The 23,461-nt window shown below is 34.6% G+C and carries 19 protein-coding genes and 1 pseudogene; 10 read left to right on the top strand and 10 right to left on the bottom strand.

Going from position 1 to position 23,461, the window contains the following annotated elements; genetic code table 11:
* Window positions 1-26 precede the first annotated feature (26 nt).
* A complete protein-coding gene (locus F6K40_RS16435) occupies window positions 27-1,448 on the bottom strand; it encodes an RNA-guided endonuclease InsQ/TnpB family protein (protein ID WP_293137638.1) in 1,422 nt (473 codons plus the stop codon).
* Between the two features lie 80 nt (window positions 1,449-1,528).
* Between F6K40_RS16435 and tnpA the strand changes: the two genes are divergently transcribed.
* From tnpA to F6K40_RS16410, 5 genes are all read left to right on the top strand, one after another.
* Window positions 1,529-1,942 (top strand): IS200/IS605 family transposase, encoded by a 414-nt coding sequence (gene tnpA / locus F6K40_RS16430; protein ID WP_293137636.1) that lies wholly within the window; start codon window positions 1,529-1,531, stop codon window positions 1,940-1,942.
* A 485-nt stretch (window positions 1,943-2,427) separates the two neighbouring features.
* Entirely contained in the window at window positions 2,428-2,958 is a 531-nt protein-coding gene (locus F6K40_RS16425; RefSeq protein ID WP_293137635.1) for a MerR family transcriptional regulator, read from the top strand.
* A 452-nt stretch (window positions 2,959-3,410) separates the two neighbouring features.
* Window positions 3,411-3,611 (top strand): hypothetical protein, encoded by a 201-nt coding sequence (locus F6K40_RS16420; RefSeq protein WP_293137634.1) that lies wholly within the window; start codon window positions 3,411-3,413, stop codon window positions 3,609-3,611.
* 123 nt (window positions 3,612-3,734) lie between these two features.
* Window positions 3,735-4,220 (top strand): RNA-guided endonuclease TnpB family protein, encoded by a 486-nt coding sequence (locus tag F6K40_RS16415; protein ID WP_293137633.1) that lies wholly within the window; start codon window positions 3,735-3,737, stop codon window positions 4,218-4,220.
* Entirely contained in the window at window positions 4,192-4,353 is a 162-nt protein-coding gene (locus F6K40_RS16410) for a hypothetical protein (RefSeq protein ID WP_293137631.1), read from the top strand. The genes F6K40_RS16415 and F6K40_RS16410 overlap by 29 nt, the downstream gene beginning before the upstream one ends.
* Window positions 4,354-4,573: 220 nt before the next feature.
* Here F6K40_RS16410 and F6K40_RS16405 read toward each other — a convergent pair whose 3' ends face one another.
* Together F6K40_RS16405 and F6K40_RS16400 are read right to left on the bottom strand one after the other, a co-directional pair.
* Entirely contained in the window at window positions 4,574-5,389 is an 816-nt protein-coding gene (locus F6K40_RS16405; protein WP_293137629.1) for a copper resistance protein B, read from the bottom strand.
* 356 nt (window positions 5,390-5,745) lie between these two features.
* Window positions 5,746-7,605 (bottom strand): copper resistance system multicopper oxidase, encoded by a 1,860-nt coding sequence (locus tag F6K40_RS16400; RefSeq protein ID WP_293137627.1) that lies wholly within the window; start codon window positions 7,603-7,605, stop codon window positions 5,746-5,748.
* Between the two features lie 522 nt (window positions 7,606-8,127).
* Between F6K40_RS16400 and F6K40_RS16395 the strand changes: the two genes are divergently transcribed.
* Both F6K40_RS16395 and F6K40_RS16390 read left to right on the top strand, forming a co-directional pair.
* Window positions 8,128-8,436: a hypothetical protein gene (locus tag F6K40_RS16395; RefSeq protein WP_293137625.1), complete on the top strand. Its 309-nt coding sequence runs from the start codon at window positions 8,128-8,130 to the stop codon at window positions 8,434-8,436.
* 199 nt (window positions 8,437-8,635) lie between these two features.
* Entirely contained in the window at window positions 8,636-8,917 is a 282-nt protein-coding gene (locus tag F6K40_RS16390; RefSeq protein WP_293137623.1) for a PepSY domain-containing protein, read from the top strand.
* Between the two features lie 340 nt (window positions 8,918-9,257).
* Here F6K40_RS16390 and F6K40_RS16385 read toward each other — a convergent pair whose 3' ends face one another.
* The 3 genes from F6K40_RS16385 to hpf form a co-directional block, all read right to left on the bottom strand.
* The gene (locus F6K40_RS16385) at window positions 9,258-9,743 is read right to left on the bottom strand and encodes a hypothetical protein (RefSeq protein WP_293137621.1); all 486 of its coding nucleotides are present in this window, start codon (window positions 9,741-9,743) and stop codon (window positions 9,258-9,260) included.
* A gap of 203 nt (window positions 9,744-9,946) precedes the next feature.
* Window positions 9,947-10,645, bottom strand: coding sequence for a two-component system response regulator RppA (gene rppA, locus F6K40_RS16380; protein WP_293137619.1), 699 nt, complete (start codon window positions 10,643-10,645; stop codon window positions 9,947-9,949).
* Between the two features lie 262 nt (window positions 10,646-10,907).
* Window positions 10,908-11,549, bottom strand: a complete 642-nt coding sequence (gene hpf, locus F6K40_RS16375; RefSeq protein ID WP_293137617.1) for a ribosome hibernation-promoting factor, HPF/YfiA family — start codon at window positions 11,547-11,549, stop codon at window positions 10,908-10,910.
* Window positions 11,550-12,179: 630 nt separating this feature from the next.
* On the opposite strand from hpf, the gene lipB reads away from it, so the two are divergent.
* Complete coding sequence (gene lipB / locus F6K40_RS16370) at window positions 12,180-12,842, top strand: lipoyl(octanoyl) transferase LipB (RefSeq protein ID WP_293137661.1); 663 nt, start codon at window positions 12,180-12,182, stop codon at window positions 12,840-12,842.
* A 341-nt stretch (window positions 12,843-13,183) separates the two neighbouring features.
* On the opposite strand, the gene F6K40_RS16365 is transcribed toward lipB, so the two are convergent.
* Window positions 13,184-13,690, bottom strand: a complete 507-nt coding sequence (locus F6K40_RS16365; protein ID WP_293137615.1) for a single-stranded DNA-binding protein — start codon at window positions 13,688-13,690, stop codon at window positions 13,184-13,186.
* 250 nt (window positions 13,691-13,940) lie between these two features.
* Entirely contained in the window at window positions 13,941-16,472 is a 2,532-nt protein-coding gene (locus F6K40_RS16360; RefSeq protein WP_293137613.1) for a mannose-1-phosphate guanyltransferase, read from the bottom strand.
* Window positions 16,473-18,342: 1,870 nt separating this feature from the next.
* Between F6K40_RS16360 and iscB the strand changes: the two are divergent.
* Window positions 18,343-18,987 (top strand): annotated as a pseudogene (iscB, locus tag F6K40_RS16350) (RNA-guided endonuclease IscB).
* Entirely contained in the window at window positions 18,980-19,717 is a 738-nt protein-coding gene (locus tag F6K40_RS16345) for a class I SAM-dependent methyltransferase (protein ID WP_293137609.1), read from the top strand. The pseudogene iscB and the gene F6K40_RS16345 overlap by 8 nt, the downstream one beginning before the upstream one ends.
* Window positions 19,718-20,751: 1,034 nt before the next feature.
* Here F6K40_RS16345 and F6K40_RS16340 read toward each other — a convergent pair.
* Both F6K40_RS16340 and F6K40_RS16335 read right to left on the bottom strand, forming a co-directional pair.
* Window positions 20,752-20,961, bottom strand: coding sequence for a hypothetical protein (locus F6K40_RS16340; RefSeq protein ID WP_293137607.1), 210 nt, complete (start codon window positions 20,959-20,961; stop codon window positions 20,752-20,754).
* A 394-nt stretch (window positions 20,962-21,355) separates the two neighbouring features.
* Window positions 21,356-22,483 carry a site-2 protease family protein gene (locus tag F6K40_RS16335; protein WP_293137605.1) on the bottom strand — a complete coding sequence of 376 codons (1,128 nt, stop codon included), beginning with the start codon at window positions 22,481-22,483 and terminating at the stop codon, window positions 21,356-21,358.
* Between the last annotated feature and the right edge of the window lie 978 nt (window positions 22,484-23,461).

Raw genomic sequence — 23,461 nt, 5'->3', positions numbered from 1 at the left:
CAAGTTGACATACTCCCGACGCTCCCCTACGGGAGAGCGCGGGATTCTTCAGCCAGATCAGCTCTGACCGCAGTTTTAACAGAAGTGATGTCCTCCTCCTGTGTTGATAGCAATCCTATTTTTTGTATTAGAAGTGCTGAGTTATAGTCCCTATCTAGTTCTTGGCCACATATGGAACATGAATGCCAGCGCTCTGATAAGCTTTTAGGGACTTTACTCAAACATTCCCAACAATGCTGAGATGTTCCTTTTGGGTCTACTTTTATAACTCTCTTGCCAAGTTTCCAGGCTACATACTCTAAAATCTGAATAAATTGACCAAACGCTGCATCTTGTAAAGACTTATTTAATCCTGACTTGGCTGATTGACCATTGGGTAAGAATTGACCATTATCACCTAATTTGGCTTTGCAACGTCGAACTAAATTAGCTATCTGCAAGCCTTCAATGAAAATAACACTTACATCACTAAACAGATGATAAGCTAATTTGAATTGCCAGTCTAATCTTTGTCTGGTTATTAGTTGATGTAGTCTGGCTATTTTCCGCTTGAGAATTTTCCAAGGTTTTGAATGCTTGGATTTTTTGGCCAATCTTACCTGTAGTTTAGATAATCTATTTTCAGAGAGTCTAAAAAACTTAGGAACTTCTATAAACTCGCCATCAGATGTAACAGTATAGTGCAACAATCCTAAATCAATACCTTTTGAGTTATCTTCGGTGGGTTGAATTTCTGCATGCCTCAAAGGTACTGTTTTGTCTTCTATCGTGAAGCTGATATAATATCCATCAGCTTCACGAATTACTGTACCTGTCTTAACCTTGAATCCTACTGGTATTGGGCGATTATAAACAAAGGAGATTAAACCAATCTTTGGTAGATTGACACAATACCGACCGTCAGCATTTTTGACAATGTTGTTATTGGATAACTGAGGATAACTGAACGAATTATAATAATGTTTCCCCTTGAATTTAGGTCTACCACTGGTTTTGCTATTCTTATCAGGTTTAGTAAAGTTATCCATTGTTGTTTGTACTCTTTGAATAACATCTTGCAAAACCTGGGAGTGCATAGACTTGTATTCAGGGAAGAGTTTTTTAGTTTGTGCTAAATCTGCCAGTTGAACAGTCTCCCACAAAACATAACCATTGACTATGTTCGGGTGCTTATCCCCTTTCTTAGTTATCAATTTACCATTGCTGTCCTTTTTTCTGCCATCTCGTGTTTGTACTCTAAATTCAGGGATATTTTGATAAATTCGTTCTACAGGTACTACTGAAACATTAAGTGGGCAAGCATTTACTGGTGTGCGCGTTGCTTCAAACCAGTTCAACCTTTCAGCTAAACGGTAATTGTATTGCCTCCTAGCCATGGATAACCAATTAGCAATAATAACCGCTTGACGTTTACAGGGTTTTAGCTTGTACTTGTATTTCAATAGCATAGAGAGTTAACCTCCTGCACTATACATCTGCTATTATAATGAATGTATATATAATTGTCAACAGCTATGCCTAAATAATTATGAAAAAAGATTTTGTATCTAGTGGTAGAGCCGTATCGGACATGAAAGCTCACTTAGTCTTGGTAACGAAATATAGAAAAAAAGTAATCAATCAGGAGATGCTCAAACGATTAGGAGAAATAGTAGATAACCTATGCACTAAATGGGACTGCAAGCTCATAGAATTCAATGGTGAACCCGACCATGTACATTTGTTATTTCAATACTACCCACAGTTAGAGCTACCAAAGTTTGTCACTAATCTGAAATCTGTAAGCAGCAGACGACTGAGAACAGAGTTTTCAGAACAAGTCAACCAGGTATATTTCAAAGCTGTCTTTTGGAGTGAGTCTTACTTTATTGCTAGCTGTGGTGGTGTCAGTGTTTCAGTGCTAAAGAAATATATAGAAAATCAGGACAAACCACATACATAAGGCCCGGCTTTCATCCCGACGCTCCCCTACGGGAGAGCGCGGGACTTCCCGCCGGGGGAGTTAAAAGTCAAAAGTAATTTCTTATTGAATTAAAGGAATATCAACCTGATACTTTGATGCTAGATGCTTCAATAATGGATAATGGATAATTACCTCTCCCTTTTAGGGAGAGGTAAGACAAATAAGGAAAAAATTTATTTTCTTCCCCTTGAAAGGGGAGGCTTTAAACCTGAATTATCTAATTATTTAATTATTTAATTGTTTAATTGTTTCGGTAAGTATTATTTATATTTTGTATCACACAAAATCTAGTATTAACTATTCCCTAAAATTCATAACATTTTCTCTCGCTCCAATATAAGAATTACTATATCAGATTTATTAATACTATATTTTTTACCACTATTCATCAAAATAACTCTTACTTTAGTTCTCAACGAAGCTTTGTGTTATACTATTGCGTATATCAAAATAGATAAAAAATTATGTTTGTTGGCACTACTGAAGCAGCAAGTTTATTAAGTATTTCTACTCAAAGAGTACGAGTTTTACTTAAAGAAGGTCGAATTCAAGGAGCAAGAAAAATCAATGGTCGTACTTGGGTAATTCCTTTATATAAAGGAACAATCAAAATTGCAGGCAGAAGCCGTGGTCCGGAGCCTCGTTGGTCTTCCCGTAGGCACTGTGGCAAGAATACTATTCATTTCAATCGAAATAATATTGGTATCAATAAAAATAACAAAAATACCTATCTCCATGTAGTTTCTGTAAAACGCGGCTCTAAAACTTTAGCAAAAGGTCACGAAATAGATATTCACGGCCCTTGTCGGATTGTTTACAGACCAGAAAAACCTCATTCATGCGGAGCGACTGTTTGGATCGAGACTTTGGCAACGGCGACAGTCTTCAATTTTGATGGCACAGTTGAGGGAGTAGATAGTACCTGGGTTTGGGAAGAAAACGAAATGTGGAAAATTAATAAGAAAAATATTGATGACTTGATAAAAGCATCCTAGTTAAAAAGTTAATCTGAATCAGATGCCAGTCTCGTCTTTAGATTCTCACAGATTTATGATTTCTGTGTGAAATTTATTGTGGCAAAATTTAACTAATACCAATTCACTTTAAAGATGTCACAAATAGTTTCAAACTTTAGATGTGAAATAATTTCCTGAAATTGCTGGGGTGATTAACTGTTGAATGAAAATTGTATAAAGTAGTTGCTATTTGTATAAAAGTGTTGTAATATTAAACAGCTAATAACTCTAATTAATTATAGCGGGTGAATGCGACTTGTTGACAGACATATTATTAACCGAACACATGACTTTTGGCGGGTGTGTGATGAGTTAGCCTTTAAATCAAAAAACTTGGTCCTACCTGGCTAACTATTATTGTCGTCAGCATTTTTTCAAGTCCTCAAAAAGTCTAGATTTAACTAAGCTATATCACGCCACCAAAAATAGCGATGCCGGAGCGAGCATTACCAACTAAAGTATCAAAACAAATAATAAAATGCTTGGTTGCAACTTGGCGTGGCTATTTTCAAGCAATCAAAGAATGGTCAAAACATCCACAAAAGTTTTTGGGCAAACCAAAAATACCAAAGTATAAAAATAAAACTCAAGGCAGGAATGTAGTTATATATTCATGCATAATCAGTCTATAGAGCAAGTCTAAAAGACGGTATTTGTCACTTATCCATGAGTGAAATCATGCATACCTGTAGTTGTGGAAACTGTAATCGAAGTCAGTTGGGGTACCTGCTACTAGCTGCTATATAATTGAAGTAGTGTATGAAAAAACACTTCAGGCACAAATACACTCAGCATATCTAGCCGGAATAGACTTAGGGATTGACAGATTAGTAGCTCTATCTACAAACAAGCCCGGTGTTAAGCCTATGCTTGTTAACGGGAAGCCACTAAAAAGTGTGAATCAGCTTTACAACAAGCGTAAAGCCAAGTACCAAAGTCATCTTAAAGGGAACAGAAAAACCAGTCATAAGATTGAAGCATTGAGTTATCACCGAAATCGTTTTGTCGAGAATTATCTCCATAACACCAGCAAATTAGTTGTCAATTATTTAGTAACTAATAATATTGGTACTGTAGTCATAGGAAAAAATGATAACTGGAAACAAAGTGCAAATATCGGTAAAAAAAACAATCAAAACTTTACCCAAATACCCCACTCTAAGCTAATTCAACAGATAACTTATAAATGTCAGCTAGCAGGAATCAAAGTTATTGAAACTGAAAGATTGTTACACCAGTAAAACTTCTGCACTTGACCTAGAATTGCCCTGTAAACATGAATTTTATGTAGGTAAACGAGTCAAACGTGGTTTATTCAGGAGTGCAACAGGTAAAGTAATTAATGCTGATATCAATGGCTCTCTTCAAATTTAAGACAAGAAATTCCCAGAGGCATTTACTGCCTGCATGAATAGTGAGCTGTGCCGTACAGCCAGTATTGGTTAATCCAATATCAAGATATTAAGCTGTCACGATTTTCTACAGTTTAGTTCGTACGGTGTCAAAGCTATGAGTCTATAAAATCTTACTTTTAACTTTTAAATTTTGAATGGATGACTTCCGTAAAACGGAATAATATACTCTGCTTTACCTTTCAAAACGTAAACCTCAAACCACCCACAAATTTAACCTCATCAACACTTTCCCCCTCTTCTCTAGCAAAGTCGGCAGTACCAGCAAACTTACGTTCCCAGGAAATCCCAATATAAGGTGCAAACCGACGACTAAATTCATAGCGCAGTCGCATTTCTAACTCAAGATCGTTAAAACCCGTACCAATTTCAAATTCTTCAACCTCCTGTGCTGCCACATTAACTTCAAATTCTGGCTGCAATACCAATCGTTGGGTAAGCAATAATTCATACTCTACACTCAAGCGGGCAGAAATATCCCCATCTTCGCTGACAAAAATAGCCGCATCTACTTCAAAAAAATAGGGAGCTAATCCTTGCAAACCCAACACTAAAAAAGCACGTCCGTCAGATTCAGAGCCAAATATTCTGTCGTAACGTACACCAGTTTGCCATTCCCAAAAAGACCAGACTAACTGACTGTAAAGTAGTTGTACTTCTGCATCTCCTTCCCCATCTTCTGTATTAACTTCACCATCAGTTTTTAACCACAATCTTCTGTAGTCGCCACCAACCCAACCATGAGCATCCCAATTGAAACTACTATCAGCATCATTAACACGATATTCTAGCTCTTCAATTAATAACAACCAAAATATTTGATTATCTTTAATTGGTGAAGGGAAATTTTCCTGGTTGTACTCATTAGCAATTTCCCAAGTAGAAGTAAGATTAGTCAAGCGATCGCCTATCTGTTTTCCTTCTGCCATAACTACTGGTGTATAACTGAAGTAGCTGACAAGACTGACTAAACCCACCACGGCACAGTAAAAATTCAATTCTTTTCTCTGTCTCCCCCCTTTCAAAGGAGAATTGATAGATATTTTCTTCCCTCTCTCTTTCAAAGGAGAATTGGTAGATATTTTCTTCCCTCTCTCTTCCAAAGGAGAATTGGTAGATATTTTCTTCCCTCTCTCTTTCAAAGGAGAATTGGTAGATATTTTTTTCCCTCTCTCTTCCAAAGGAGAATTGGTAGATATTTTTTTCCCTCTCTCTTTCAAAGGAGAATTGGTAGATATTTTTTTCCCTCTCTCTTCCAAAGGAGAATTGGTAGATATTTTTTTCCCTCTCTCTTCCAAAGGAGAATTGGTAGAGATTTTTTTCCCTATTCTGAACTTATGCAAAAATTTCATTATTATGCTTTTTCTACCTTATCAGTTACAGACACAACACGAAACATTCCCACTTTCATGTGATAGAGCAGATGGCAATGAAACGCCCAGTTACCAGGTGCATCTACAGTAACATCTACAGACATTCTCTCGGCAGGTTTAACCAGAACAGTATGTTTGCGTGGTTTATAAGCACCTGCCCCATTATCTAATTCCATCCACATTCCGTGTAAATGAATGGGATGTTCCATCATCGTATCGTTGACAAAGGTAAGTCGTAGTCGTTCGCCGTTGTAAAATTGAATTGGTTCCTTTGCTTCTGAATACTTTTTGCCATCAAACGACCACATATACCGTTCCATATTTCCCGTGAGATGTAGTTCTATTTCTCGTTCGGCTTTTCTTTGGTCTTCACGAGGTTTCAGACTGCGTAAGTCGGTGTAGAGAAGAACACGAGTACCTGTGTTTTCTAAACCAATACCTGGTTCGTGGAGCCGACTTTTTGACATCATAGCTACCCCTGCACTACCTGAACCATGATGGTCTGGACCGTGCATTACGGCTTCTTGATGGGGTATCGTTTGTGTTTCGGTTAAATGATCCATCCCACTATTATGTTGAGAATGATTCATCCCACTATTATGCTGAGAATGATTCATCCCACTGTTATGCTGAGAATGATTCATCCCACTATTATGGTGAGAATGATCCATCCCACTATTATGGTGAGAATGATCCATCCCATCCATATTTGGAGAGTGTTGAGAATGTGCAGAATGATCCATACCATGATCGTGACCCATGTCTGCCATAGTTCGTAGAGGACGTTTTCTGCGTTCCGGTAGAGGCGCAGTCATACCCAGACTAGGCGCAAGAGTTCCACGAGCATAACCACTTCTATCCATTGTTTCGGCAAAAATAGTATAAGCAGTCTCCTCTTCAGGTTGAACAATTACATCATAAGTTTCAGCAATAGCAATCCGAAATTCATCCACAGTTACAGGTTGGACATTTTGACCGTCTGCTTGTACTACCGTCATTTTCAGTCCGGGAATTCTCACATCAAAAAAAGTCATTGCTGAAGCATTGATAAACCGCAGTCGAACTTTTTCACCAGACTTAAATATGCCACTCCAGTTAGATTCAGGTGCCATACCATTCATTAAATATGTATAGGTTGCACCTGTAATATCAGCAATATCCGTGGGGTCCATCCGCATTCTCCGCCAATCCATATCATCAAACAAATGCCCGACTGTTCGCCGTTGATAATTATAGTAAGTGCTTTTCTTTTTCAAGTTAGCAAGCACTTGATGGGGGTTTTCAAAAGTCCAGTCAGAGAGCAATATTGCATATTCCCGGTCATATTCTATAGGTTCGGGTTCTGCTGGAGCGATAATCATTGCTCCGAAATGACCGAGTTGTTCTTGCAACCCACTATGACTGTGATACCAATAAGTACCACTCTGGTTGACAGGGAAACGATAGGTGAAAGTTTCTCCTGGTTTAATGCCAGCAAAACTTAGTCCGGGAACTCCATCCATTTCGGGTGGGAGAATAATTCCATGCCAATGAATTGAGGTATCTGTTTTGAGATTGTTTGTGACTTTAATAGTAGCTGTTTGACCTTCCCGTAAACGAATTAATGGTCCGGGGATTGCTCCGTTAACTGTCATGGCGGTAGCTTTTCGCTCTCCTATTTTGAGTTTGGTTTCCTGAATTTGCAGGTTAATTAAATTTGGATATTTGTTACCATTTTCAGAATCGGTAGCAGCAATGATTTGTCTGTTATAAGTGGGTAAGATATTTTCTATGCCTGCTGCTATACCTATCCCAGCAGTAAAGCGTAAGAAGTTTCGTCTAGTAAGTGGGTTGATTTTCATAGTTTTAGTTAACTTTTTGCTCAATTTGTAGTTAAAAAGATTATGGTTAATGTTGATTTTTGAATTGATAGGACATATTAATATTTTTCCCAACTAAACTAATATTTTTTACTAAACGGTAGTTTGACTCAAGAATATGAAATTGGGATGAAATATCAACGAATTTTTTTTTGAATTTTAGTAGTTATAATCCCTGAAGCAACCAAGAGAGTATTTCAAAAATTTATTAATGGTGGGTTACGGTGCAATTCAAAATTTATTGGTATATCTCCAAAATCAATCCCACACCTAACCTAACCTACAAAATCAAAGATTTTACAATCGCCACAGGCACAAGTTAGATTGACATTTCATCCTAATTTCATAAATGCCATGTATGCTTAGTATTGATTGCTTAAAAAAAGCTCAGTAAATTTCAAATATTTGATAATAAAACCTGACAAAATTCGGTTTATTACTGAAGAACAATCAGGTTTTTATTAAAAATATTAGAAATAGTCTTTAATAGGAGTATAAAACATAATGCACACCATATCTTTACTAGCTCATGCTCCAGAGTTTCATGTACCTAATAAAAATGATGATTCAAAAGCAGAAGTAAAACAAGTAGAAAATAATTCTGTTGATAAAAAAACAGAAAATCATATACAAAAAACTTCTTCTACAGAGGTAGAAACTCAACTAGAAACAGTTGTAGAAGAAAAAGTTATCAATTCAGTTGATTTGCCTCAAACAAATATTTTTATGCCACAGCCTGGAGAAATTGTTTTTTTACTGTTATTAACTATGCCTTTTCTACTATTTTCAATGAAGCAGTATATATTTAGATAAAGTTATATAGTAATTGTCAAAAATATTATTCTGCACCTATTTTTTATTCACTGGATTATTTCTAATATATAGCAGTCGAAGCAAAGATTAGGACATAGACTGATGATGAATCTTATACTAGGAAACACTTTTCCAACTGTTCCCTGTTCCCTGTTCCCTGTTCCCTGCTATAAAATCAACCATAAATAAGACTTAAAATATGAAAATTAATAAAGCTAGACTGCGGCAACTGCACTATTGGTTTGCGCCAATAATGTTATTTCCTGTACTACTTAGTTTAATTACAGGTTCTCTATTTCAAATATCAGTTATTACTGGTCAAGCTAATGATTTTATTTGGCTATTGGAATGGCATAGAGGCAAGTTTGGGAGAATTAATTTAGAGATGATTTATCCATTTTTAAATACCTTTGGAATGTTAATGTTAGCAGTGACAGGAATTATTATGTGGTTTCAAATTCGCCGACAATATAAGAGATAATCAAAACAAAATATTTACTCAAATTTTAGTTGCTTAAACATAGCAATCCTAATTTCATTTGTAATATTTTAGTGGTAGTTATAAGTCAGAATTGGTGGAGTATAAAGCCATAATTTAAAGGATTTTCAGTATGTATGAACTGTGATGAAATTTTTCACAACCTATGCAGGAATTGCTAAATCTTCTGAAAATTACTACTACTAACCTAAATATTCAAACTTTATATACTCTATCTGAAGCTTGAAAATTTTGGGTAGTAGGCAATATATAATAGCGGTGCGACCTTGTGGATATATCATCCACCAAGGAACGCGCACCAACACAGAGAACAGATTTTATATTAGTCTCGGTCGGTTTTAAGTGTTATTATTCCCAAGATAATATTTCTATCTAATCCTACTAAATTACCAAAAATTTGATATTGCCACATCCGATCGCTAAGACCAAAAATCGAATTTTCTACACCTAACATATCTATAGAAATAATTGTTCCTATAGGTACGGGTTGAGCAAATTCTAATGCTGCTATTTCCTTGTTAATTTTAGTATTTGCTTGGATTGAATTTCCCATAGAATCAGTAACTTTTACACCTCGATGAACCTTGAGTTGTTCGGGTAACTCTATCAAGAGTTTAGTTAATGGTTTTCCTTCAACGTGAACCTCAAAATGATGGTTAGTTAAGCCTCTTGTCCCATAACTTGAATGAGTATTAGCATGAATAATATGAGGACTATTTGTATCTCCTGATGTACCAGTAGCTTTGACATCAGGAGCGACAAGAGCAAGAAACAAAATTATTGAAATTGGGGATATTAGTCTCTTCATTTCCTTATTTAAACTCTACTTGAATACTCTTTCAATGTAAAAGAAAATTATGAAATAAAGATGAATTTTTTTGATAATCGTGTAAAGTTATCTTGTTAGTAAAATAACTGTAGTTTAAATCCTATAGAATAACTATAAAACCTATGGAATTATATTCGAGATTTATTGTATATTATTCCTTATTAGCAAAAAATAGATTATCCCTATTTATCCACAGGATTAAAGCGATAACCTAAACCATAAATCGTTTCAATTAAATCTCCTCCTCCACTCGCCCCCAATTTACGTCTTAATAATCTAATTTGAGCAGCAACAACATTACTTATTGGTTCCGCATCTAATTCCCAAAGTTGAGCTAAAATTTGGTCGCGACTAAGAATTTGGTGAGGATGTCGGAGAAAATATTCTAGCAATACAAATTCTTTATGAGTGAGATTAATGACTTGTCGATCCTGATTTTTATTAATGAAACAAATAGTATTAGTACCGTAGTCTAGAATTAGATTTCCTACCTGTAATTGTTGGGGTTGAATTTCAGGCGATCGCCTTTGTAAAGCTCTAAGTCTAGCTAATAATTCTGGCATTCCAAAAGGTTTAACTAAATAATCATCTGCTCCTGCATCTAATCCCATTACTTTATCTGCCATACTATCTTTTGCTGTCAACATCAACACGGGTAAAGCACTATTTTTTTGTCGCAAAAATTTGACTAATTCTAACCCTGATAAACTAGGCAGCAACCAGTCAATAATAGCAAGGCGATATAAGGTAAATTGACTTTCTAAATATTCCCATGCCATTATGCCATCAACTACCCAATCAACTACATAGGATTCTTGATGGAGAACCCGTTTAATTGCTGCTCCTAAATCTGGTTCATCTTCGACCAATAAAACTCGCATAATTCAGATTAGTTGAGTAACTTTATACTCTGAATATAGCAATTCCCACACTGGTGTTGAACTTTTCTACAGCTATTTTCAAAGCCAGGTTGTGACGGTAATCATATTTTCATTTATCAAGGTCGAGTTTTTGTTTGTAGTAGGGTCTGAGAAAAAAGTCATAGATATTTCTCAAGCCCCACTACGAGTTTTTATTATAACTATTCAACCAAATATTATTCAGAAATTTGTCAATAACTTATAAAGTTTGACAATTCTAAACCTAAGTAGATTTAAGACCAGAGGCTTCACTAATACTATTAGCTACCTTATCATTATGACCATTACTATTACCGTTAGGTCGTGGTTGAATTAAACCATAACCGCCATGATGATAACGTTTGTAAATAACATTAATTTCACCAGTTGCCACATTGGAAAACATATAGAAATCATGGTCAATAAATTGTAGCTGCTCCAGGGCGTCTTCCACAGTCATCGGAGACATAGCAAAATATTTAGTTCGTACTACCTCATTCGGTAACTCTGGTTGGCGATCGCCAATTAAATTCTCCACAACTGGTTGTGATTGAATCACCTCAACAGTCTTTTCTTTACTTACCTTAGATTGACGTTTTTCTTTATACTTCCTCAGTTGACGTGCAATTTTATCTGCTACTAAGTCAATACTAGCATACAAGTTTTCACTACTTTCTTGGGCACGAATGACTGTACCATTCGCGTAGATAGTTACTTCTGCTGTTTGCTTAGGATTTATGCGTGGATTTTTAGCTACTGACAGATGTACGTCTACTTCTGTGGTGAGTTGTTGAAAATGATTAACTGCTTTTTCAATTTTTTGGCTGACATACTCATTAATAGAATCAGTTATTTCTATATTTTTACCCTGGATCACAAGCTTCATAAGCTCCCTCCGAATTGTGTTTGGGCTTACTATTATGTATATAGAATAGCACTTTGTATTCTTCCCGACATCCTTTCTTTAAAATCCTTTGCATCACTTGACAATTCTTGATTTTTTTTTCCTTAATTTCACTAAAATTACCCTTGATTTTTTGGATAATTAGCAGTATGTGGTTAGCAATATGAATCGTTACATTTTAGGTTTTATCTTTTCTTGATTTCTTATCAAAAAAAAGTAGTTATATTTGAGAAGGCAGAAATCCCTTTCGGGTACTTTCTCAAAAGATAATCAAGAAACATAGCAATATTAAATCATTTGTGAGAAAAAACTGTAGGGGTTTGGTCTCCAAATCCCTTGGCGCTTGCGGAAAGGAGACCAAACCCCTACGATAAAATCTTACAACCTATTTAGGATTGCTATAGTCAGCTATCTAAACGCAAAAGTCAAAAGTAGGAAGAGTGTGTTAACGAAGTCAATAGTCAGTAGTCAGTATAGATAAATGGTCATTCGCCCGTACAGAACTTGTTTTTGTAGCGGGGATTAGAGCAACGCTTCAAAAAAGTAATTATCCATTATCCATTATCCATTATCCATTATCCATTAGTGAATCCCTTACTCCCCTACTCTAAAATGCCTCAAACTTGCCAATTAATTTGTCCAGGATTAACAAAGTATTCGGTGGCCTGGGAATGGCAGCGATCGCTTGTCCAACAACGTCGTAATTGTCCAGAATTAACTGATGTCCTCATATTATTAGAACATCCACCAGTTTATACTTTGGGGCAAGGGGCAAAATTAGATTTTCTCAAATTCGATCCTAATCAAAATGAATATGAAGTCCATCGAATAGAGCGAGGAGGAGAAGTGACATACCATTGTCCAGGTCAACTGGTAGGTTATCCTATTCTTAACTTAAAACATTATCAGCAAGACTTACATTGGTATCTACGACAACTAGAAGAAGTATTGCTAAAAGTCTTAGATGTCTATAATCTTAAGGGTGAACGATATCCAGGTTTAACAGGGGTTTGGTTAGAAGGTCGAAAAGTAGGAGCAATTGGAATTAAAGTCAGTCGTTGGATAACTATGCACGGCTTTGCTCTTAATGTTTCTCCTAATTTAGAAGGTTTTCACAGAATTGTACCTTGTGGTATTTACGATAAACCTGTAGGTAGTTTGGCTCAGTTTCTGCCCACAATTACTATAGATGAAGTCCTTCCTCTTGTAGCTAATGCTTTTGCCAATGTATTTGGAGTTAAGTTAATCAAAAGTACAAATTCAATTCTTTTTTAAAGAAGCAGTAAGCACTCAGCACTCAGTTCATTTTTTTAAGATTTATAACTTACATTCTGCAATTCAAAATGTAGTGTAAAAGGCAAGTAGTCAGTAGAGAATGATTCTAGTTAATTATCTGGCTTCATCAAATATTTGTGCTTAATATTTTCCTGATATGGATTATCAAGGAATTTTAACCTATCTTACAATAGTTGCCAGAGATTTTATAGCTAAAAGCTGATAGTTATAGCTAAGAAATAATTGGTTAAGACATAAACATAGACTGATGATGAATCTTAGACAGCGGAAATGTTTTTCCCACTGTTCCCTATTCCCTATTCCCTATTCCCTACTAAAAGTTAAAAAGGAATAGGGTCAGAATCGTCACCTGGTAATTCATCTTCTGGAAGATTAGCTGTTGATTCTTGATTGACAGTAGAGCTACGACGGGATTTTAAATCTACAACATTACTATGTTTTTCTTCTTGTGGTTGCTGTTGAGTTACACTTCTATTACTGGAGCTATTTGTTGATATTTGATTTTCATCAAGGTTCATAGCTTCAGGACTAATAGGATAGATTCTGGAGGCCGTTAATTCAGCTCGTTTTTCTTTAAAACCTTCTGGTCGTTCAATAGTATTTATATTCAAGCGACCTTCAACAATTATAAAATCACCTTCGTGATATTTTTCATTAATTTGTTGAGCTAAGTCTCGCCACGCTACTACCTTTAGTACCGCAGGTTTATTATCAACTCCTATATTGGCAAATTCTACTATCATTTCTGCTACTGGTAATTGAGCATCTGCTGTGTAGCGTAGTTCTGGATCTTTGGTAATTTGGACCATTAATATACAACTATTCATTTGAATTTTTAATTTTAATTTTTGACTAATAGACTAATATTATATTCGGTAGCATCAGTAATTATATATTGCAAGTTATCAAAATTATCAATTACTTTCCCCTATTCCCTCCATACCTGAATTACAAATTCTCAAAATTATTAATTACTTCCTCCTATTCCCTATTCCCTATTCTCTATTCTCTATTCCCTATTCCCTATTCCCTATTCCCTATTCCCTATTCCCTACTCCCTACTCCCTACTCCCTGAATCACAAATTATCTAACTGATTTCCAGCCATAAATAAGTTAACAAAATCATGTATCATATTTCGATAATCTCTTAAAGTTTTATCCACCCAATCACGATCGTTACTATCTGCATAAATATGTACTAATGGTTCTCCCGCATCAGGTAAAATTAACACCCAATTGTTATCTTGATGATTAATAATTCTTACCCCATCAGTTAATTCTAATTTTTCTAGGGGATTAGTTTCTACTAAATACCGCATTAATGCTCCCTTAACTTTCCAAGGACAACGTACTGTATAACAGCGATGAGTAACAGGAGGAATATCCGCAGTTATTTGTCCTAGCGATCGCTCTTGAATAGTCAGCATTTCTATAACTTTAGCAATGCAAAACATAGCATCAAAACCAGGATGTAATTTTGGGAAAATAAACCCCATTTCACCACTTCCTCCGACTACCACATTATGGTTAACTTGGCAAGCTTCCATTAATGCTGTAGGATTAGCTTTTGTCCGAATCACACGACTATCATGACGATTAGCAATTTGTTCTACTGCAGCAGAAGCATTGATTGGTACTACCACTGTACCCCGTGGATGAGCTGTTAACATTAGATTTACCATTAGTGCAGTTAACATCTCACCACGAATGGCAGAACCAGCTTCATCTACTAATATTAATTGTTCTCCATTTGCTGTTACCTGAACTCCAACATTAGCTTGCAAAGCTTCTACTACTCTACCTAATTGATCTAGTAAACTTTCTCTTTCTTCTATCCCTAAAGAAGTTTCCTTTAAACTAGCATTTAGAACTACCGCATCACAACCAAATTTAGTTAATAATTGTGGTAAAACTGCTCCCGAAACACCATAACAATAATCAATTACCACCTTAGATTTACTACAGCGAATTGCCTCAGAATTGAGAAGATTTTCAAACCCTTTACTATAAGCATCTAATACTTCATGGCGATAAACCATATTGCCAATTTCTGATATTTGTACTCGGCGTAAATCTTCTTTAAAATATGCTCCTTCTATCTTTTTTTCTGTCGTTTTAGAAATATTAATTCCTTGAGAATCAAAGATTTCAATTAATATCTGATCGAAACGATTAGGAGACAGACGGACATGAACCCCACCCACTAAATTCATAGTAGGTAAAATTGTTCTAGCAATAGGAATAGCAGTAGATTCTAAATTAATTACATCAATTCCTACTGACATTAAACCAGCAATTAAAGATCGAGAAACCATCCGAGATATATTACGTTGATCGCGAGAAACTGATACTATAGAACCCGATTTTAAAATAGAACCATAAGCAGCTCCTAATTTAACTGCAAATTCTGGAGTAATATCAATATTTGCTAATCCCTGTACCCCACGTTGTCCAAATAAATTTCTCTGGGCAGTTGTACCCCAAATCAAGTTAATATTCAGAGTAGCTCCTGATTCAATTTTTTTACTAGGCCATACTCTGACATGAGGACTAATCTGAGCTTCTTCTCCCACACTAGACAAAGAACCAACTACAGCACCTTCCAATACTTGGGCACGACGATCTATTCTGCTACCTCGACAAATTATACAAGCTCGTAAATTTGTATCATCTCCTACCAATGCCCCATTCCAAACAATAGGACGCTTGACATCAGCATCTGCTCCAATTGTTACATTATCTCCTATCACACTACCTGGTTCAATATGAACTCTAGGACCAATTCTACAGTTATCTCCAATTAAAGCTGGTGTCTCAATTTTAGCTGTGGGGTCAATATAAGTATTTTCTCCTATCCAGAGATTAGGCGATCGCTCTTGATAAGGCAACTCAAGTTTTACTGTGTGTTGAAGTGCATCATATTGAGCTTCCCGATAAGCATCTAAATGCCCAACATCACACCAATAACCCTCAGCAACATAACCATACATTGGCTCATCTTTATCTAACAATAAAGGAAATAATTCTTTAGAGAAATCACATTCTTGATTGTCTGGTAAATAATCTAAAACTTCTGGTTCTAAAATATAAGTTCCTGTATTAACAGTATCAGAAAATATTTCACTTGTAGAAGGTTTTTCGAGAAACCTTTTGATTCTTTGTTCTTCATTTGTAATTACTACTCCAAATTCAATTGGATTATTAACTCGTGTTAATATTAATGTAGCTTTTGACTTATTTTTTTGATGAAATTCTATAGCTGCACTTAAATCAAAATCTGTAATTGTATCCCCACTAATTACTAAGAATGTTTCATCTAAAAGTTGTGCAATATTTTTCACACAACCAGCAGTTCCTAAAGGTTGTTCTTCTTCGACAGCATAAGTCATTTGAACTCCAAATTTACTGCCATCTTGAAAATATTCACGCATCACATCAGGCAGATAATGTAAAGTCGCAATAATCTCCCTAATTTGATGTTTTTTCAACAGATTAATAATATGTTCAGCTATTGGACGATTTAAAATTGGAACCATTGGTTTAGGAATATCGCAGGTAAGTGGTCTGAGTCGCGTTCCTGAACCTCCAGCCATTAACACTGCACGCATAATTCCTCCTTTATTAATTTTTTTTCTATACTTATAGCAGTCATATATTCAGTTATTAGTTATCAATATTTAGTTATATAAAAAGGCTTGAAATACGTAAGCATTCAGCTATTAGCAGTCAGCTCTCAGCTTTTTAATTAATGAAGCAAAAATTCAATTAAATTACACAAAATTTTCATTCCTCAACTAAATTCCTGCCAAAAAACAATGAATTAATAGCTGATAGCTAATAGCTGACGGCTGAATGCTTACTGAAATACTCAATCGAATATTTTTTATACCCTGAAAATGCTATGTTTTACCAACATATTCTTTGACAGAAAGTTTGATAAAAGAGAGACGTTATTTGTTTGTAATTAAATGGATATTTAGGAATATACCTATCATCAACGATTTGTAAAAAATGCCAAATCAAACATATAGAAAAATATACTAAACTATCCCCCCCATTACTAAAGAATTAATAATTAAATAATTAAATAATTCAAGTTTGAATCCTCCCCAATAAAGGAAAAAAATTATTTTTTTTTAGCGTCAATCCTCTCCCTTTTAGAAATAAGTAATTATCCATTATCCATTATCCATTATCCATTATGCATTATTCATTATCCATTATCCATTAATGAACCATTTCCTAAACAGCCCAGATGTTTTTTATATTACTTAAATAGGATTATTATAGTAGCTGACTGCTAGTTCAATTACCATTCTTTTTCCTTGAAATTCCCATTGATATCAACTTTTCAATTTGAGAGTATTTGTAATGAATGTACCAAAAAATTTGGTTTAAAGCCTCCCCTTGGATAGGGGATAATAAATAAAAATTTTCATAATTAGTCAATCCTCTTCTTTTCAAGGAGAGGTAATTATTAATTATTAATTATTAATTATTAATTGTACCTACTTGCTTGCCAATTTTTCTAATTTTTTTTATCAAAACCTTGCATCAAATTTAATTCTTAAACATCCACAAACATTCACAAAATTCAAGAAAATGTAGCATTTGGGAAAACTCCAAAATCAACATCTTTCCCTTCCTTTTTTTATTTATTTTTGCTCTTCAGTAACAACTGAAGCCAAGTCTGAGGCTGAATATCATCTAATTTTAATTCCCTAATTATAAGTCCATTGGTTATAATAGAGTTATAATAATGTTAGAAATATTCAACCTATAGCCCAATTTAAGATTAATTCAATAATCTATATAGGGGTGTGTCCAAAAAAAACTAACCTTTTCAGAATTTTTGTGCCATGGGTGCCTTAATTAGCTTATTATTGCTCGGTGTATATGGAACTGGAGTCTGGAAGTTCTGGAATGGATTTGAACGAACAAACTATTCTAAGGGCTTTCAGAATCGTTTGTTCTTATCTATATTATGGCCTGTTTTATTAATTGGCAAATCTTATCGTAAGAACTTTACAAAAGCTCTTAAGGGTAATAGACGATAGACGATAGACTAACCACAAATAATTATCAAAACACTTATGTGTGTTTAAATGGTTAATCCAGCCCACTTTTTTCAAGTAAACGTTATTTTAGTGACAATACGTCTTAAATAATTAATAATTAATAGTTAATAATTAATAATTAAAGAGTTCTCTCATTACTGGAGAGTCCAAAGTTCTCCTAAAAAACGGACGGCTATAAAAGCTGAAAGCTTTGCTGAGAAAGGATTACAGAATATTCAATCCTGGATATGTCCGTGTCACGCCTTTGGATCGCTCAAAGCCTTAGTAGGCAATAGTTATTCAAAGAACTTCCCACTGTCCAATCTCATTATTAATTATTCATTATTAATTATTCATTATTCATAAAGCTTAAATAACTGGGCGAGGCCAACTTTACGCTTTTTGTAGGAGGGACGCAACAATGTCCAATCTAACCAATTATGTATTCGTGCTTGACGCGAAAAAAAAGCCCCTAGCACCATGCAAGCCTGGCATGGCGAGGTCATTGTTAAAAGCAGGTAAGGCATCCGTGTTCAGGCGCTACCCATTCACAATAATTCTTAAGAAATCGACGTTTGAAGAACCGATGGGTTTGCAATTAAACTATAGCCTGGTTCCAAACAAACAGGATTTGCCTTATTAACTCACGGCGAGGAAGTTATTTTTGCAATGGTTTTAATACATTGAGGCCAGCAAATCAAAAACACGATGCTTCGGCGGCGAACTATGGCGAACTATTCGTCGGAGCCGTCGTCATCGAAAAACTCGCTATCGTAGGCCACGATTTTTAAACCGTAAACGAAAAAATGGATGGCTACCCCCAAGTTTAATGCATGGGGTTTTAACTGTTGAAACCTGGGTTAACAAGCTGTGTCAGTATGCTCGAGTCACTTCTTTGGCAATGGAATTGGTGAAATTCGACACCCAGAAGATGGAAAATCCTGAAATTTCTGGAATTGAATATCAACAAGGAACTTTATCGGGATATGATATTCGCGAGTATTTACTGGAAAAATTTAATCGGGAATGTGCTTATTGCGGTGCAAAAGAGGTAAAAAATGTCTGAAAAAAAGTCTGCCTTATCTGCAAATCACGAAAAATCTTCCTGGTTTGCTAAGGAAAATTTAGATAATTGGCATACTCAAATCACGGCAGTACAAACTCGCTTTGATCGAGAGTATCGTGGAGAATCTTTTGAGTTACCCCCGGAAGTAGAGGCAATGCCAATATTTCACGATTATGCCTCCGGTAATCTCACAGCAAAAATAGTTTCTCCTTTTTGGGAAATAGCTAAACCTAAGAAAAATCAAAAGTGTTTGGATATTGGTTGTGGGGTAAGTTTTTTGATTTATCCTTGGCGAGATTGGGAGGCTTTTTTTTATGGTCAAGAAATTAGTACCATTGCTAGGGATAATCTTAATCAAAGAGGTTCTCTACTAAATTATAAATTGTTTAAAGGAGTAGAATTAGGGCCAGCTCATCAGTTAAAATATCAAGCTTCGGAGTTTGACTTGGCGATCGCTACGGGGTTTAGTTGTTATTATCCTCTGGATTATTGGGAAGAGGTATTTGAGGAAGTAAAACGGGTTCTCAAGTCTGAAGCTCACTTCGTTTTTGATGTTGTTAACCCTGAACAACCACTGGCAGAAAATTGGGGAATATTAGAAACTTATTTAGGAGCTGAAGTATTTTTAGAACCTTTAGAAAATTGGGAAAAAATGATTAAAGCTAGGGGTGGAAAAATAGTCAAGCGACAACCAGGAGAATTATTTCAGATGTATAAGGTGAAATTTTAATTGTGGAATATATAAAGTTCGATCTTCTTAGATTAGAAGCTCTCCAAACTTTTACTGTGCTAATTTTTCGGAATATAATCTTGTTTTTGATGTAGTTAATTGAGAATAAGCACTGATATAAAATTAGGTGATTTTAGAAACTTATTTAGATACAGAAGTATTTTTGGAGCAACTGGAAAACTGCGAAAAAATATTAAAATTTAGGGGTATAAAAAGACTAAAGCGACAACTAGAAAAATTATTTTAGATTGAAATGTATTGTATAAACTACAACTTTAATTGCGAACTTTTAAAGTTCGCTTTTCCTAGATTAGAAACTCTCAAAATTTTTACTATGTGAAGTTTGAGGTACAATCTTTTTGTTTTAGGTAATTTTTCAGGGATGGAATTGAGAGTTTATATCATGTCCGGTTGAATACTTATACTTTGCGGGAAGGAAGGCAGAGGGCAGAAGGCAGAAGCTTTTCTTCCTATTAGATTATTTTTATACACAAACGATGCTACCGGACATGATATTAAATAACCAAGACAAATATAGACAACAGAATAGCCTATTCTACAAAAAAATAGCAAAAAAAATTGAAGATGTCAATAATGTTAGTTTAAATAGTAAAAAATTGATTCTAGAAAATGATTTATGAAAGGTAATGGTATAAGACTTATGGGTAAGAGATAGAAGGGGTTAATTAATGAATAATGGATAATGGAAAATGGATAATTACCTTTCTCGAAAAGGGAGAGGATTGACTAAAAGGAAAAAATTTATTTCTCTTGGTCGATTGGATATGGCGACAACCTATCCCACTATTCTAAAAATGCTTATTTATTTAAGTTAAATTTTCCTCAAAAGCTGGATTTTTCATTTTTATCTTTAAGAATATTTGGGCTTTTCAGCAAAAATATTATTAGTAGGATAAGTTCGAGGAAACCTCGCCATCCCATCCTACTCATGCGAGCAAACGACCGATTTTTTCCCTTGAAAGGGGAAGCTTTTAACCTGAATTATTTAATTAATAATTATTAATTATTAATTATTAATTATTGCTCTGCTGATTAAATATCAAAGCATTTATATATAAAGGTTTTAGCCATTTTAAGTCGTGAAAAAGTATCAGTTTTTCGGTTAAAAGAGCTGCATAAAGTGAGGACTTTGGGGCAGGGCGAGGCAGAAAAATCAAGGAAAAATTATTTCTCTTACTTTCCCTATTTTCCCTGTTTTCCCACACTTCCCACACTTCCCACACTTTGCTTTTTTCAGCAAACCCTAATTATTCGGCAAGAGGGGTAGACTTCTGACTTGCGAGTAGTGCGATGCCCCTTATTAAACAAATTTTTAAAGTACATTTTATACCTAATTAATTTTCCACGACTACTTAACGTAAAAAAATCAAATTTTCCACACTAAAACTGTTCCAATTATCTTAAATTAGTAGTCCTAAAATAGAAGGGATATGAGAACTATTTGGCAAGTTTAGTGTTATCTATTCCCTGTTCCCTACTACCTATCATTACTTCTTTAATATAGCAATCGAAGCAAAGATTAGGACATTTCTAAATACTGAAACTTACTCAGAGATTATTTTTTACTTTTACCTTTTGACTTTTGACTTGCGTGTAGCCCTATAACTACCTCTTAATTTAAGCAGATTTAGCTTGAGATTTGTTTTCTAACAAACGCCTAATTGAAGCTTTTTCAATCAACCCAACTAACATACCATTTTCACCAATAACAGTTAGCTGATTAATTTGCTTTTGCTCTAACAAAGAAACTACTTCTAATAGGGGAGTTTCAGCATTTACAGACTCCATGTTTGTTAGAGATTTTGTTAATTCTTTAACCTGAACTAAAGGCCATTGTGAAGTATTAACTATTTTCAAATCATCAACATTAATTACTCCTACTAACTGCCCTGCCTCATCTGTAACTAAAAACTGCTTTCTACTTTCTTTCCCAATCACATATTCATTCACAAATTCTCGTAAAGATAGACTTTCTGAAACAATTGGATTATTAGGAACAATAGCATCTACTGTAGTTAAATTCCTAAGCACACTTTGAACTTCTCCATATTGTGCAGAACGACCAGCATTTTGTAGCAAAAACAAACCAATGAGAATATTCCAAAAATTAGGAAAACTACTAAATAAAAAAGTTGGAATTAAACCAGAAATTATTGTTAACGAACCAAATGCTTGACCTACTCTACTAGCAAAAATAATTCCTTTTTCAGGGTTATTAGTAATTTTCCAAACAATAGATTTAAGGATATTACCACCATCAAGTGGTAAACCAGGAATTAGATTAAATAATGCTAGGACTAAGTTGATATAAGCTAAAATTTCAACAATTACACTTGCTGCTCCAGTAATGGATGTAAATATATTAATTGATTTGAACAAACCGAATAATACTATACTAACTAAAGGACCAGCAATTGCGACCCAAAATGCTTCTGCAGGAGTTTTAGATTCTTTATCTAAACTTGCTAAACCTCCGAAGATAAATAGCGTAATTGATTTGACTTCTATTCCTTGATATTGAGCAACAAAACTATGTCCTAACTCATGAGCTAAGACAGAAGAAAATAACAATAATGCTGTAATTAATCCTAGTATCCAAGGTAATATTCCACCCAATTCTTGAGGAAATTGAGTTGCTAGGTTGTCACCATAATTTAAAGTAAGGAGACCTAAAACTAGAAACCAGGATGAGTTAATATAAAATGGTATGCCAAATAGGTTCCCGACACGAAAAGATCCATTCATAAATTTCTCCTCTTAAAGTTAATCTTTAGTTAAAGAAGCGATCAGCACTTCTGACTTCAATCAATCAAATTATTTTTTGAGCGTAAAGATAGGGATTTTTACCCCGACTCAAAATCCTACACTTGAGGTTGCAGGAAATTTGAACAGATGCTAAAAGCTGACAGCTAAATGCTAAAAGCTGATTGCTAGTAAAAGCTAATTTTTATCCTTTTTGAAATTCATATATTTACTGTAACAAAATGTAAATAAGCCTTGTTGTTTCTTGATATAGTGGTATCCCTCCCTCAATGTTCGGTTATAGCAAAATTTGCTTGATTATTTTCTGATAATATTGCTCAAATTTTATCACAGTATATAACTTGCTGTAATTAAGTTAGGTGTAGATTTTTGGATTTAGTTAATTAAATAAAAATGATGTGTGAATTACTAATTAGAAATGATTGATATTTTGTCAAATTTTTTTTAGGAAAATATTTTAGATTTTATGTATTTTATGGAAGGCGATCGCTACATCTATAACAAATTTTTATTACCAGAATCAAAGACAAATTGAAGATTTTTTTCACACAATAAAAATCGCTAAGGTAGACAAAATAATAATTAGAAAAATTTGGCGCTTCCGACAGATAAAAATTTCAACTTGCCAGAGCTATATCTATATTTATGGAAAATTTTTATTACCAGAGTCAAAGGAAAACTGAGGATTTTTTTGACACAGTAAAAATTGCTGAGTCAGAGGAAAAATGAATGAGGAAAATTCGGCGTTTCCGACAGACAAAAGTATCAACTTGCCAGAGCTATATCTATATTTATGGAAAATTTTTATTACCAGAGTCAAAGGAAAACTGAGGATTTTTTTGACACAGTAAAAATTGCTGAGTCAGAGGAAAAAGGAATTAGGAAAATTCGGCGTTTCCGACAGACAAAAGTATCAACTCGCCAGAGAGGTATCTATATTTATGGAGAATTTTTATTGCC

It is taken from the genome of Okeania sp. SIO3I5 (assembly GCF_010672085.1).
In the GTDB taxonomy this organism is placed as follows: Bacteria; Cyanobacteriota; Cyanobacteriia; order Cyanobacteriales; family Microcoleaceae; genus Trichodesmium.
This window is presented reverse-complemented; position numbering and strand designations above follow the sequence as displayed.

Bases quoted from the DNA above. Each gene is read 5' to 3' on its own strand.
- F6K40_RS16365 (WP_293137615.1), bottom strand. From the start codon at position 13,690: ATGAATAGTTGTATATTAATGGTCCAAATTACCAAAGATCCAGAACTA.
- F6K40_RS16395 (WP_293137625.1), top strand. From the start codon at position 8,128: ATGCACACCATATCTTTACTAGCTCATGCTCCAGAGTTTCATGTACCT.
- tnpA (WP_293137636.1), top strand. From the start codon at position 1,529: ATGAAAAAAGATTTTGTATCTAGTGGTAGAGCCGTATCGGACATGAAA.
- F6K40_RS16435 (WP_293137638.1), bottom strand. From the start codon at position 1,448: ATGCTATTGAAATACAAGTACAAGCTAAAACCCTGTAAACGTCAAGCG.
- F6K40_RS16400 (WP_293137627.1), bottom strand. From the start codon at position 7,605: ATGAAAATCAACCCACTTACTAGACGAAACTTCTTACGCTTTACTGCT.
- lipB (WP_293137661.1), top strand. From the start codon at position 12,180: ATGCCTCAAACTTGCCAATTAATTTGTCCAGGATTAACAAAGTATTCG.
- rppA (WP_293137619.1), bottom strand. From the start codon at position 10,645: ATGCGAGTTTTATTGGTCGAAGATGAACCAGATTTAGGAGCAGCAATT.
- F6K40_RS16360 (WP_293137613.1), bottom strand. From the start codon at position 16,472: ATGCGTGCAGTGTTAATGGCTGGAGGTTCAGGAACGCGACTCAGACCA.
- F6K40_RS16385 (WP_293137621.1), bottom strand. From the start codon at position 9,743: ATGAAGAGACTAATATCCCCAATTTCAATAATTTTGTTTCTTGCTCTT.
- F6K40_RS16345 (WP_293137609.1), top strand. From the start codon at position 18,980: ATGTCTGAAAAAAAGTCTGCCTTATCTGCAAATCACGAAAAATCTTCC.
- F6K40_RS16390 (WP_293137623.1), top strand. From the start codon at position 8,636: ATGAAAATTAATAAAGCTAGACTGCGGCAACTGCACTATTGGTTTGCG.
- F6K40_RS16425 (WP_293137635.1), top strand. From the start codon at position 2,428: ATGTTTGTTGGCACTACTGAAGCAGCAAGTTTATTAAGTATTTCTACT.
- hpf (WP_293137617.1), bottom strand. From the start codon at position 11,549: ATGAAGCTTGTGATCCAGGGTAAAAATATAGAAATAACTGATTCTATT.
- F6K40_RS16420 (WP_293137634.1), top strand. From the start codon at position 3,411: ATGCCGGAGCGAGCATTACCAACTAAAGTATCAAAACAAATAATAAAA.
- F6K40_RS16335 (WP_293137605.1), bottom strand. From the start codon at position 22,483: ATGAATGGATCTTTTCGTGTCGGGAACCTATTTGGCATACCATTTTAT.